The following is an 11,730-nucleotide window of genomic DNA, read 5'->3' on the forward strand; positions in this document are numbered from 1 at the left end:
CGGCGAGGCCGCCGCGGCGCAGGGGGGCGCGCGGGCCCCGCGCGGTGCCGGCGGGGGTGCGCGGAGGCGGCTGCGGGCGCCCCGGCCACAGGCCGTTCCATCGTGCCGCAGAAGGGAGGGCCGACACACTGTGTCGCTGGCCATAACACGATTCGCGCGCGGCTGGCTACGCTACTTGGCGGTAGTCGCAGTGCCGCCCTGCCCTCATGCCGTCGTCGGCTTCGGGAGCGGCCAAGGACCAGGGAGAGCCACCTCAATGACCGAGGCGCCGTACGACCCCCACAGCACCGCCGGGAAACTCGCCGACCTGCGGCGCAGGATCGACGAGGCGGTGCACTCCGGCTCGTCCGCGGCCGTCGAGAAGCAGCACGCCAAGGGCAAGCTGACGGCGCGTGAGCGGGTTGTGGAGCTGCTGGACGAGGACTCGTTCGTCGAGTTCGACGAGTTCGCCCGGCACCGCTCGACCAACTTCGGCCAGGAGAAGAACCGGCCGTACGGCGACGGCGTGGTGACCGGCTACGGCACGGTCGACGGCCGTCAGGTCGCCGTCTTCGCGCAGGACTTCACCGTCTTCGGCGGCTCCCTCGGCGAGGTGTTCGGCGAGAAGATCGTCAAGGTGATGGACTTCGCGCTGAAGACCGGCTGCCCGGTCATCGGCATCAACGACTCCGGCGGCGCCCGGATCCAGGAGGGCGTGGTCTCGCTCGGCCTGTACGGCGAGATCTTCCGCCGCAACGTGCACGCCTCGGGCGTCGTCCCGCAGATCTCGCTGATCATGGGCCCCTGCGCCGGCGGCGCGGTGTACTCCCCCGCGATCACCGACTTCGTGGTGATGGCCGACCAGACCTCGCACATGTTCATCACCGGCCCGGACGTCATCAAGACGGTCACCGGCGAGGACGTCGGCATGGAGGAGCTGGGCGGCGCCCGCACCCACAACACCAAGTCGGGCAACGCCCACTACCTGGCCGCGGACGAGAAGGAGGCGATCGAGTACGTCAAGAACCTGCTGTCGTACCTGCCCTCCAACAACCTCTCGGACCCGCCGGCCTACCCCGAGCAGGCCGACCTCTCGATCACCGACGAGGACCTCGAACTCGACACCATCGTGCCGGACTCGGCGAACCAGCCGTACGACATGCACAAGGTGATCGAGCACGTCCTGGACGACGGCGAGTTCCTGGAGACCCAGCCGCTGTTCGCCGGCAACATCATCACCGGCTTCGGCCGGGTCGAGGGCCACCCGGTCGGCATCGTCGGCAACCAGCCGATGGACCTCGCCGGCTGCCTGGACATCGACGCCAGCGAGAAGGCCGCCCGCTTCGTGCGGACCTGCGACAGCTTCAACATCCCGGTGCTGACCTTCGTCGACGTGCCCGGCTTCCTGCCGGGTACCGGCCAGGAGTGGGACGGCATCATCCGCCGCGGCGCCAAGCTGATCTACGCCTACGCCGAGGCCACCGTGCCGCTGATCACCGTGATCACCCGCAAGGCCTTCGGCGGCGCCTACGACGTCATGGGCTCCAAGCACCTCGGCGCCGACCTCAACCTGGCCTGGCCGACCGCCCAGATCGCCGTCATGGGCGCCCAGGGCGCGGCCAACATCGTCTACCGCCGCGAGCTGTCCGAGGCCGCCAAGGCGGGCGAGGACGTCGACGCCCGCCGCGCCGAGCTGGTCGCCGAGTACGAGGACACCCTGCTCAACCCGTACCTGGCCGCCGAGCGCGGCTACGTGGACGCGGTCATCGCGCCGAGCGAGACCCGCCGGCACGTCGTCCGCGGACTGCGGGCGCTGCGCGGCAAGCGGGAGACGCTGCCGCCGAAGAAGCACGGCAACATTCCGCTGTAGTCCGTTCCGGGAGAGGATCGACCCATGGCCCCCATCCAGGTGCTGCACGGGCAGCCGACCCCCGAGGAGCTGGCCACCGTCCTGGCGGTGGTCCAATCCCGGGCCGCCGCCGCGCAGGCCCCGGCCCAGGGGGGGCGACGCCGAGGCGGCCGGCCGGGCGGGCGGCCCGGCATCCCCGTGGCGCGACCACGCGCGGAAGATGCGCACCATGCCGGCCCCCGGCCCCGCCGCCTGGCGGACCTCCGGCTGGGCCCGCTAGCAGCCGAGCCGCCGGACGGCCCGGTGCACCCCCCTGCGCGGGGCGGTGCGCCGGGCCGTTCTGCGTGCTGCGTGCTGCGGCGGGCCGGTCAGCCCGTGGCGACCGGCCGGCGGCCGAGCAGGCCGTCCAGCGCCACCGCCCCCGGGCCGAGCACCGCGATCAGCAGGAACACCCAGGCGAACAGCGCGGCCGGCTCGCCGCCGTTCTGCATCGGCCAGAGCGCGTGCTCCTGGTGCACGGAGAAGTAGGCGTACGCCATCGAGCCGGAGCAGACGACGGCGGCGGCCCGGGTGGCGAGCCCGAGCAGCACCAGGGCGCCGCCGACGAGCTGGATGACCGCGGCGTACCAGCCGGGCCAGGACCACGCCTCCACCGTCGCGCCGCCCCGGCCACCGGCCGGGACGCCGAACAGCGAGGCAGCGCCGTGGGCCGTGAACAACAGGCCGGCGACGACGCGGAACAGGGCCACCGCATACGGGCGGACGGCCTCTAATCTGACGGACGAACGGGACACGGTACGTCTCCTCGGCTGGAACATGCGGAAGCCGGACGCCGGTGGGCACCCGGGGAGTCCCTGACCTGGTGGCGCTGCCGCGTCCTCCGCCCGCACGGATCATGGACGCGACAAGTCGTCCGGACCATTGGAGGGCCGGCCGCCCCGCACGTCAAGGGTTCCGGACGGAGGACGAGGGTTTGAGTACGCGTACTCAGGCGCCGTCCGCGGCCGCGGCGCAGGCTGGTGAGGTGCTCTGGTCAGACCCCCGCGACGAGCCCTCCCCGGAAGCGCGGAGGGCGCAGCGGATGCTCCGCCGCGCCGGCCTGCTGCTGGCGGTCCTCGGCTTCGTCGCGGCCGTGCTGCTGGTGCGGTAGGGCCCTCCGGCAGGGCTTGCCCGGGGGCGCCCTCGCTCTCGCCGGTTGCCCCTAGGCTGGGCCGCATGACCGATCGCCGCATCCTCGTCCTCGCGTCCGCCTCCCCCGCCCGGCTCGGGCTGCTCCGCCAGGCCGGCCTCGACCCGCAGGTCCGGGTCAGCGGGGTCGACGAGGACGCGCTGACCGCCGCCACCCCCGCCGAACTCGCCCTGGTGCTCGCCGAGGCGAAGGCCAAGACGGTGGCCGCGGGCCTGTCCGACGGCGAGCTGGTGATCGGCTGCGACTCGGTGCTGGAGCTGGACGGGCAGGCGCTCGGCAAGCCCGCGGACGCCGCCGAGGCGCTGGAGCGCTGGCGGTCGATGCGCGGTCGGTCGGGCGTGCTGCAGACCGGCCACTGCGTCGTCGACACCGCGACCGGCCGGCAGTCCTCGGCGACCGCCTCGACCACGGTCCGTTTCGGCACCCCGGACGACGAGGAGGTCGCCGCGTACATCGCCTCCGGCGAGCCCCTGCACGTGGCCGGGGCGTTCACCCTGGACGGCCGGTCGGCGCCGTTCGTGGAGGGCATCGACGGCGACCCGGGCAACGTGATCGGCCTGTCGCTGCCGCTGCTGCGCCGCCTGCTGGCCGACCTGGGCGTGCGGATCACCGACCTCTGGGTCTGAGCCCCCGCGCGTCAGCGCTTCGGCGGCGCGGTGCGGGCCAGGAAGGCCAGCACGTCGGGCATCGCGCCGTCGGAGAGCAGCGGGGCGCCGTGGTTGGAGCCCGGGTAGATCTTGAGCTGCTTGTCCTTGGCGGCGGCCGTGTCGTGCAGGCCGTGCGCGTAGTCGGCGAAGGGCTGGTCGCCCGCCTCGGCGGCGAACAGCACGGGGACGGTCAGCCGTTTGACGGCGTTGCTCGCGCTGTCGCCGCCGAAGGACTCGGCCGAGCTGAGCGAGACGACCGCGGCGGGCGGCACCGCGAGGTCGGGCAGCGAGCCGGCGACGATCGAGCCGGTGCCGCCCTTGGACGCGCCGACCAGCACCAGGGCGGCGATGCCCTTGGTCTTCAGGTAGCCGGCCGCCTGCTGGATGTTGTCCGAGACGTTCCCGTTGGCGGTGTAGGGCAGCACCGCGTAGCCGGCCTTGGTGAAGGCGTCCAGGTAGGGGATCCAGTCGCAGAGGCTGCCGCCGTTCTGGTGCGAGAGGACGACGGCGGTCTTCGCGCCGCCGGTGTCGGAGTCACGGAAGTAGGCCTGCACCGGGGCGAGCCCGTCGACGGTGACCGAACCCTTGGCGGCCTGTTCCTCGGTGAGGCAGCCGTACCTCTCCGGGCCGCTCGCGGCCGCGGGCGCGGGTGTGCCGCCGCCGGAGGAGCAGCCCGCCAGCACCGCGGCCGCCGCCAGCGCGGTCGCGAGCCGTAGCGCCGTGGTGGTCCGCATCACATCGTCTCCCCGGGCCGAGGGCGGCCGGCCGCCGCCCGACGGGGCGTCACGTTAGGGGGAGCCGCAGGCAGCGTCAATGGTCCATACCAGTCTCCACCGGCGGCGACGCGAAGCGGAACGGTCCGCTCCGCACAGTGCCCTGCGGAATCGGACAGAACCGGGGGCGAACTACTGTCGCGGCGGGCCAGCCCGGCCCCGTACCGTCCCCCGATAGGCTGACGCAGCCGTCGGCCGGAAGGAGCGGGGGACATGACCGACAGCGTCCTCAACGTGGTGCTCGGGCTGGTGGCGTCGGCCATCAGCGCGGGCATCGGCTGGCTCGCCCAGACCGTGCGCCGCCGGCGCCGGTTGGAGCGCACCCAGCGGTTCTTCGGCATGCCGGAGGGCACCGAGTGCCTCCTGGTGGTCAATCGGGACGCCGGGGCGCGCGCCTCCACGGCCGTCGCACGCAACGACGTGTACGCGCTGATGGAACTCGCCGCCCTGGTGCGCGAGTGCGGGGCGCGGGCCGAGATCGTGGCGCACGACCAGGTGCGTCAGGGGCTCGGTGCCAAGGCGGAGTTCTGCCTCGGCGGGCCGTCCAGCAACAACCGGACGGCCGCCCACCTGGCGTCCTGGCTGCCCGGGGTGACCTCCGCCGCGGGGGACACCGACCTCACGATCACGGTGGGCGACAAGGAGTTCCCGCTCACCCGGCCGGTGCAGGAGGGCGTGCCGGTGTACGCCCTGCTGGCCAGGGTGCACGCCGGATCGGGTGACCGGCCGGTCTTCCTGATATCGGGTCAGACCTCCACGTCCAACCACGCGGCGGTCCGCTACCTGGCGGCCAACCACCGCGCGCTGGCGCGGCGGCACGGCACGGACAGCACGTTCGTGGTGGTGCTGAAGGTGGTCAACCCCGGGGCGTACGGTCCGGACGTGGTCGAGCTCGCCGCGGAGGTCACCGCCAAGGCGACCGCCAGGCCGGCGCCGGCGGCCGCCACGGCGGCGGCCTGACCTCCGTGTGGCGAAGGCCACGGGCCCGCACCGACGGCCCGGGGCCGCTGCGCGCCGCGACGGACCGCGGCGCGTAGCGTCTCTACCAGCGGGGTCTGCCGCTGCGTGGTCGCGTGATCACGAAATCGGGTGACGCTCCGTGTGGGCTAGCTCACCACCAGGGACTACTCGCCGGTAGTGCCCTCAGATCCCTAGACTCAACGAGGTTCAAGAAGGGAGCCACAGTGCGCAAGGTGCTCATCGCCAACCGCGGAGAGATCGCTGTCCGCGTCGCCCGGGCGTGTCGGGACGCCGGTATCGCCAGCGTCGCCGTCTACGCCGAGCCTGATCGGGACGCGCTGCACGTCCGCGCGGCCGACGAGGCCTACGCGCTCGGCGGCGACACCCCCGCGACCAGCTACCTGGACATCGCCAAGGTGCTCAAGGCGGCCGCCGACGCGGGTGCGGACGCCGTCCACCCCGGTTACGGCTTCCTCTCCGAGAACGCCGACTTCGCCGAGGCCGTGATCGCGGCCGGTCTGATCTGGATCGGCCCGCCGCCGCAGGCCATCCGCGACCTCGGCGACAAGGTCACCGCGCGGCACGTCGCCCAGCGCGCCGGTGCCCCGCTGGTCGCCGGCACGCCGGAGCCGGTGTCCGGCGCCGACGAGGTCGTCGCCTTCGCCTCCGAGCACGGCCTGCCGGTCGCCATCAAGGCGGCGTACGGCGGCGGCGGCCGCGGCCTGAAGGTCGCCCGCACGCTCGAGGAGATCCCCGAGCTGTACGAGTCCGCCGTCCGCGAGGCGGTCGCCGCCTTCGGTCGCGGCGAGTGCTTCGTCGAGCAGTACCTGGACAAGCCGCGGCACGTGGAGACCCAGTGCCTGGCCGACCAGCACGGCAACGTGGTGATCGTCTCCACCCGAGACTGCTCGCTGCAGCGCCGCCACCAGAAGCTGGTCGAGGAGGCCCCCGCGCCGTTCCTGACCGACGAGCAGAACGCGGAGCTGTACCGCGCCTCCAAGGCCATCCTCCGCGAGGCGGGCTACGTCGGCGCCGGCACCTGCGAGTTCCTGGTCTCCCAGGACGGCCTGATCTCCTTCCTGGAGGTCAACACCCGTCTGCAGGTCGAGCACCCGGTCTCCGAGGAGGTCACCGGCATCGACCTGGTCCGCGAGATGTTCCGGATCGCCGACGGCGAGGAGCTCGGCTACGACGACCCGGAGATCCGCGGTCACTCGATCGAGTTCCGCATCAACGGCGAGGACCCGGGCCGCAACTTCCTGCCCGCCCCGGGCACGGTGTCGCTGTTCGCCCCGCCGTCCGGCCCGGGCGTCCGCCTGGACGCCGGCGTCGAGACCGGTTCGGTCATCGGCCCCGCCTGGGACTCGCTGCTCGCCAAGCTGATCGTCACCGGCAGCACCCGGCAGCAGGCCCTGCAGCGCGCCGCCCGTGCGCTGGAGGAGTTCAAGGTCGAGGGCATGGCGACCGCCATCCCGTTCCACCGCGCGGTGGTCACCGACCCGGCGTTCGCGCCCGAGGTGCACGGCAGCGACGCGCCGTTCTCGGTCTACACCCGCTGGATCGAGACCGAGTTCCAGAACACCATCCCGCCGTTCGCCGGAGCCGGCGCCGAGGGCGAGGAGGCCGAGGGCCGCGAGACCGTCGTCGTCGAGGTCGGCGGCAAGCGGATCGAGGTCTCGCTGCCGTCCTCGCTGGGCGTCGCGAGCGCCCCGGCGGCGACCGGCACCAAGGTCGCCAAGCGCCGCGTCGGCGCGAAGAAGGCGGGCTCCGCGGTCAGCGGCGACACCCTCGCCTCGCCGATGCAGGGCACCATCGTCAAGGTCGCCGTCGAGGAGGGCCAGGTCGTCGCCGAGGGCGAGCTGATCGTCGTCCTGGAGGCCATGAAGATGGAGCAGCCGCTCAACGCCCACAAGGCCGGCACCATCGTCGGCCTCAAGGCCGAGGTCGGTGCCAGCGTCAGCAGCGGCGCCGCGCTCTGCGAGATCAAGGACAACTGACCCCGCGTCAGACGTCGGACGGCCGGCCCGCACCCCTCGGGTGTGCGGGCCGGCCGTCGGCCGTTCGGGGCCGGCTCAGGGCCGGCTCAGGGCCGGCCGGTGGCCGGCGGGCGGGGCCATCAGAGCGGCGTGCCCGGGGCGGCGCTGGCCGGGCAGCGGGGTGCCGGGCGGTGCGGTGCGCCGCGGGCCGCCGGCAGGCGGTGCCTGGTGCGGCGTCATCGGGTGCGCCGGGCCGCCGCTGTGCACCGTCGGCTCCGCGGGCGTGCCGAGCGGGGCAAGCGAGATCTGCACCCCGCAGTCGGCGAGCGCGTCGAGCTCCCGGGCGGTCGGGTCCTGCGCGGCGGACTGCTCGTCGGTGACCAGCCGGGTGATGGCCTCCGTCGGCACCGTCTGGAACATGGTGTCGGAGCCCAGCTTGGTGTGGTCGGCGAGGACGATCACCTCCGTCGCCGCCTGCACCAGTGCGCGGTCCACGCTCGCGGACAGCATGTTGGTGGTCGACAGGCCGCGCTCGGCGGTCAGCCCGCTGCCGGAGACGAACGCCTTCGACACCCGCAGGCCGGCCAGCGACTGCTCGGCGCCACTGCCCACCAGGGCGTAGTTGGAGCCGCGCAGGGTGCCGCCGGTCATCACCACCTCGACGCGGTTGGCGTGCGCCAGCGCCTGGGCGACCAGCAGCGAGTTGGTGACCACGGTGAGGCCGGGCACCCGGGCGAGCCGGCGGGCCAGCTCCTGGGTGGTGGTGCCGGCGCCCACGACCACGGCGTCGCCCTCCTCGACCAGGCCGGCGGCCAGGTCGGCGATGGCGCTCTTCTCGGCCGCGGCGAGATGGGTCTTCTGCGGGTAGCCGGGCTCCCGACTGAAGCCTCCGGGGAGCACCGCCCCGCCGTGCCGGCGGTCGAGCAGCCCTTCGGCCTCCAGGGCCCGGACGTCCCGGCGGACGGTGACTTCGGAGGTCTGGACGACGCGGGCCAACTCCCGGAGCGAGACCGCTCCGTTGGCGCGCACCATTTCGAGGATCAACTGGCGACGTTCTGCAGCAAACACGGAACCGACGGTAACGTGAATGACCGTCTGCTTTCAGGCGTTTGCAGCCAGTAGCCGGAAACGCTCACGTACGAGCGGCGCGCGACCGTACAATTCGCGCCGCGGGCGGCTCCGCGCACGCTCGGCCGCGCGGGTGGAGCGCGGAGGGCGGTGCGCGCGGCAGGTCAGGAGTCCGAGCCCTCGCGCTTGCGGATGTGCAGCTGCCGGGCGGCCTCCGCGGTGGAGCCGGACAGCGACGGGTACACGGTGAACGCGCCGGCCACCTGTTCGACCGTCAAGTTGTTGTCCACGGCGAGCGAGATCGAATGGATGAGTTCGCTGGCGCGCGGCGCGACGACCACGCCGCCGACCACGATGCCGGTGCCGGGGCGGCAGAACAGCTTCACGAAGCCGTCCCGGATGCCCTGCATCTTGGCCCGCGGGTTGCCGCGCAGCGGCAGCTTCACCTCGACGGCGTCCATCTTGCCGCCGGCCACGTCGGCGGCCGTGTAGCCGACCGTGGCGATCTCCGGGTCGGTGAAGACGTTGGAGGCGACGGTCTTCAGGTTCAGCGGCTGCACCGCGTCGCCGAGCGCGTGGTACATCGCGATCCGGCCCTGCATGGCGGCGACCGAGGCGAGCATGAAGACGCCGGTGCAGTCGCCGGCCGCGTAGACGCCCGGGGCGGTGGTGCGGGACACCCGGTCGACCTTGATCTGGCCCCAGTCGTTCAGCGCGACACCGGCCTCCTCCAGGCCCATGTCCGCGGTGTTGGGGATCGAGCCGACCGCCATCAGGCAGTGGGTGCCCTCGATGACCGTGCCGTCGGAGAGGGTGACCTCGACCTTGTCGCCGATCCGCTTGGCGCTCTCGGCGCGCGAGCGGCTCATCACGTTCATGCCGCGGCGGCGGAAGACGTCCTCCAGCACCTCGGCGGCGTCCGGGTCCTCGCCCGGCAGCACCCGGTCGCGGCTGGAGACCAGCGTGACGTCGGAGCCGAGCGCCTGGTAGGCGCCGGCGAACTCGGCGCCGGTGACGCCGGAGCCGACCACGATCAGCTCGCGGGGCAGCTCGTCGAGGTCGTAGACCTGGGTCCAGGTGAGGATCCGCTCGCCGTCCGGCTGGGCGTCGGGCAGCTCGCGCGGGTGCACGCCGGTGGCGATCAGCACGGCGTCGGCGCGCACCGTCTCGGTGGTGCCGTCCTCGCGGTCGACGACGACCTCGCGGGATCCGTCCACCGCCTGGCCGCCGGCGCCGAGCCGGCCCTTGCCGCGGAGCACGGTGACGCCGGCCCGGGTGACCGCCTGGGTGATGTCGTGGGACTGGGCGATCGCGAGGCGCTTCACGCGTCGGTTGACCTTGCCGAGGTCGACGCCGACCACCCGGGCGGACTGCGCGAGCGGCGGGGTGTCGTCGGCGACGATGATGCCGAGCTCCTCGTAGGAGCTGTCGAAGGTCGTCATCACCTCGGCGGTGGCGATCAGCGTCTTGGACGGCACACAGTCCGTCAGCACCGCCGATCCGCCCAGGCCGTCGCGGTCGACGACGGTCACCTCCGCGCCGAGCTGGGCGGCCACCAGGGCCGCCTCGTATCCGCCGGGTCCGCCACCGATGATCACGATCCGAGTCACGGGCACCATTCTCCCGCATGCCGGAACCAAAGCCACGCCGGGGGCGTTGCCTCCTGTCCTGGCCCTTCGGCGGGCTCCTGCGGGCGCCCCCTCGGGCCCGCCCGTTCCGGTCCGGGGCAGCGCTCTCCCGTAGGCTGGCGCCCATGTCGCTCTACGCCGCGTACGCCACGAACCTCGACGCCCGGCAGATGACCAGGCGCGCCCCGCACTCCCCGCTGCGCGGCACCGGCTGGCTGGACGGCTGGCGGCTGACCTTCGGCGGCGAGCAGCTGGGCTGGGAGGGCTCGCTGGCGACGGTGGTGGAGGACGAGAAGGACCAGGTCTTCGTCTCGCTCTACGACGTCTCGCCGATGGACGAGGAGGGGCTCGACCGCTGGGAGGGCGTGCAGCTCGGCATCTACCGCAAGATCCGGCTGCGGGCGCACACCCTGGACGGCGACATCCCGGTCTGGACGTACGTGCTGAACGACTACGAGGGCGGCCTGCCCGCCGCCCGCTACCTCGGGCTGATCGCGGACGCGGCGGAGAGCGCCGGCGCCCCCGACGACTACGTGCACGAGCTGCGCCGCCGCCCCTGCTGAGCCCGGCCGCGGCCCGCCGCGGCCGGGACGGCACCGCCCGGGGGCGCCACGACCGGGTCCGCGGCCTCGTGCGATCCGACGGACCGGGGTGTCCGCAGGCCGCCTGTCACGGTATTTCCGGATGATTCGGGTAACGATCCGGCGCGTCTTGGCGGGATTGTCTACGCGCGTAGGCGAATCTTGTCTATCCTCGGACCCGTGAACGCATCTCCTCAGTCGGTCGTCTCCGCCGACCCCTACGCCGCCGCCCGGGCCGCCGCCGACCGCCTCCGCGAGCTGACCGGCGTCGACCGCCACGACGTCGCCCTCGTCATGGGCTCCGGCTGGGTGCCGGCCGCCGACGCCCTGGGCGAGACCGTGGCCGAGTTCCCGGTCACCGAACTCCCTGGCTTCCCCGCCCCCGCCGTCGCCGGGCACGCCGGCAAGATCCGCTCCGTGAAGATCGGCGAGAAGCGCGCCCTGATCTTCCTCGGCCGCAACCACTACTACGAGGGCCACGGCGTGGCCACCGTGGTGCACGGCGTCCGCACCGCCGCCGCCGCGGGCTGCGGGATCGTCGTCCTCACCAACGGCTGCGGCGGCCTGCGCGAGGGCTGGACCCCGGGCCAGCCGGTCCTGATCAGCGACCACATCAACCTCACCGCCGACTCGCCGATCGTCGGCGCCAACTTCGTCGACCTCACCGACCTCTACTCCAAGCGGCTGCGCGCCCTGTGCCGCGAGGTCGACCCGACCCTCGACGAGGCCGTCTACGTGCAGTTCCGCGGCCCGCACTACGAGACCCCGGCCGAGGTCAACATGGCCCGGGTGATCGGCGGCGAGCTGGTCGGCATGTCGACCACCCTGGAGGCCATCGCCGCCCGCGAGGCCGGCACCGAGGTGCTCGGCATCTCCCTGGTGACCAACCTGGCCGCCGGCATCACCGGCGAGCCGCTCAACCACGAAGAGGTGCTGGAGGCCGGCAAGGCCAGCGCCGAGCGGATGGGCGCGCTGCTCGCGAAGGTCCTTGAGCGGATCTGAGCCCGCACTGACGCAGAATCAGTAGACCGGCGGCAGGCCGCGGCACCCCCCCGGTGCCGCGGCCGCCGCCGGCCGGCC

The 11,730-nt window shown here is 73.3% G+C and carries 11 protein-coding genes and 1 pseudogene; 8 read left to right on the forward strand and 4 right to left on the reverse strand.

What is annotated here, in order from left to right; genetic code table 11:
* Window positions 1-256: 256 nt before the first annotated feature.
* Window positions 257-1,849: an acyl-CoA carboxylase subunit beta gene (locus tag ABD353_RS04285; protein WP_344622097.1), complete on the forward strand. Its 1,593-nt coding sequence runs from the start codon at window positions 257-259 to the stop codon at window positions 1,847-1,849.
* Window positions 1,850-1,873: 24 nt separating this feature from the next.
* Window positions 1,874-1,960: pseudogene (locus ABD353_RS04290) on the forward strand (acyl-CoA carboxylase subunit epsilon); the annotation flags it as partial.
* Between the two features lie 236 nt (window positions 1,961-2,196).
* Here ABD353_RS04290 and ABD353_RS04295 read toward each other — a convergent pair.
* Window positions 2,197-2,646, reverse strand: coding sequence for a DoxX family protein (locus ABD353_RS04295; RefSeq protein WP_344622098.1), 450 nt, complete (start codon window positions 2,644-2,646; stop codon window positions 2,197-2,199).
* A 206-nt stretch (window positions 2,647-2,852) separates the two neighbouring features.
* On the opposite strand from ABD353_RS04295, the gene mmpB reads away from it, so the two are divergent.
* The gene (gene mmpB / locus ABD353_RS04300; protein ID WP_263105079.1) at window positions 2,853-2,978 is read left to right on the forward strand and encodes a morphogenic membrane protein MmpB; all 126 of its coding nucleotides are present in this window, start codon (window positions 2,853-2,855) and stop codon (window positions 2,976-2,978) included.
* Window positions 2,979-3,043: 65 nt separating this feature from the next.
* Window positions 3,044-3,643, forward strand: a complete 600-nt coding sequence (locus ABD353_RS04305) for a nucleoside triphosphate pyrophosphatase (RefSeq protein WP_344622100.1) — start codon at window positions 3,044-3,046, stop codon at window positions 3,641-3,643.
* Window positions 3,644-3,654: 11 nt separating this feature from the next.
* On the opposite strand, the gene ABD353_RS04310 is transcribed toward ABD353_RS04305, so the two are convergent.
* Entirely contained in the window at window positions 3,655-4,398 is a 744-nt protein-coding gene (locus tag ABD353_RS04310) for an alpha/beta hydrolase family protein (RefSeq protein WP_344622101.1), read from the reverse strand.
* Between the two features lie 252 nt (window positions 4,399-4,650).
* Between ABD353_RS04310 and ABD353_RS04315 the strand changes: the two genes are divergently transcribed.
* Window positions 4,651-5,397, forward strand: a complete 747-nt coding sequence (locus tag ABD353_RS04315) for a hypothetical protein (RefSeq protein WP_344622102.1) — start codon at window positions 4,651-4,653, stop codon at window positions 5,395-5,397.
* A gap of 224 nt (window positions 5,398-5,621) precedes the next feature.
* Window positions 5,622-7,394 carry an acetyl/propionyl/methylcrotonyl-CoA carboxylase subunit alpha gene (locus tag ABD353_RS04320; RefSeq protein WP_344622103.1) on the forward strand — a complete coding sequence of 591 codons (1,773 nt, stop codon included), beginning with the start codon at window positions 5,622-5,624 and terminating at the stop codon, window positions 7,392-7,394.
* Between the two features lie 75 nt (window positions 7,395-7,469).
* On the opposite strand, the gene ABD353_RS04325 is transcribed toward ABD353_RS04320, so the two are convergent.
* Together ABD353_RS04325 and ABD353_RS04330 are read right to left on the reverse strand one after the other, a co-directional pair.
* Window positions 7,470-8,405 (reverse strand): DeoR/GlpR family DNA-binding transcription regulator, encoded by a 936-nt coding sequence (locus ABD353_RS04325; protein ID WP_486326980.1) that lies wholly within the window; start codon window positions 8,403-8,405, stop codon window positions 7,470-7,472.
* A gap of 200 nt (window positions 8,406-8,605) precedes the next feature.
* Entirely contained in the window at window positions 8,606-10,060 is a 1,455-nt protein-coding gene (locus ABD353_RS04330; protein WP_344622105.1) for an NAD(P)H-quinone dehydrogenase, read from the reverse strand.
* 134 nt (window positions 10,061-10,194) lie between these two features.
* Here ABD353_RS04330 and ABD353_RS04335 point away from each other — a divergent pair, with 134 nt between their 5' ends.
* Both ABD353_RS04335 and ABD353_RS04340 read left to right on the forward strand, forming a co-directional pair.
* The gene (locus tag ABD353_RS04335) at window positions 10,195-10,632 is read left to right on the forward strand and encodes a gamma-glutamylcyclotransferase family protein (protein ID WP_344622106.1); all 438 of its coding nucleotides are present in this window, start codon (window positions 10,195-10,197) and stop codon (window positions 10,630-10,632) included.
* 198 nt (window positions 10,633-10,830) lie between these two features.
* Window positions 10,831-11,652 (forward strand): purine-nucleoside phosphorylase, encoded by an 822-nt coding sequence (locus ABD353_RS04340; protein WP_344622107.1) that lies wholly within the window; start codon window positions 10,831-10,833, stop codon window positions 11,650-11,652.
* Window positions 11,653-11,730 lie beyond the last annotated feature (78 nt).

It is taken from the genome of Kitasatospora arboriphila, assembly GCF_039528095.1.
Lineage (GTDB): Bacteria > Actinomycetota > Actinomycetes > Streptomycetales > Streptomycetaceae > Kitasatospora > Kitasatospora arboriphila.

Excerpts from the sequence above, each read along its gene's own strand:
- ABD353_RS04335 (WP_344622106.1), top strand. The coding sequence starts at position 10,195 with ATGTCGCTCTACGCCGCGTACGCCACGAACCTCGACGCCCGGCAGATG.
- ABD353_RS04295 (WP_344622098.1), bottom strand. The coding sequence starts at position 2,646 with ATGTTCCAGCCGAGGAGACGTACCGTGTCCCGTTCGTCCGTCAGATTA.
- ABD353_RS04330 (WP_344622105.1), bottom strand. The coding sequence starts at position 10,060 with ATGGTGCCCGTGACTCGGATCGTGATCATCGGTGGCGGACCCGGCGGA.
- ABD353_RS04305 (WP_344622100.1), top strand. The coding sequence starts at position 3,044 with ATGACCGATCGCCGCATCCTCGTCCTCGCGTCCGCCTCCCCCGCCCGG.
- ABD353_RS04315 (WP_344622102.1), top strand. The coding sequence starts at position 4,651 with ATGACCGACAGCGTCCTCAACGTGGTGCTCGGGCTGGTGGCGTCGGCC.
- ABD353_RS04325 (WP_486326980.1), bottom strand. The coding sequence starts at position 8,405 with ATGGTGCGCGCCAACGGAGCGGTCTCGCTCCGGGAGTTGGCCCGCGTC.
- ABD353_RS04285 (WP_344622097.1), top strand. The coding sequence starts at position 257 with ATGACCGAGGCGCCGTACGACCCCCACAGCACCGCCGGGAAACTCGCC.
- ABD353_RS04310 (WP_344622101.1), bottom strand. The coding sequence starts at position 4,398 with ATGCGGACCACCACGGCGCTACGGCTCGCGACCGCGCTGGCGGCGGCC.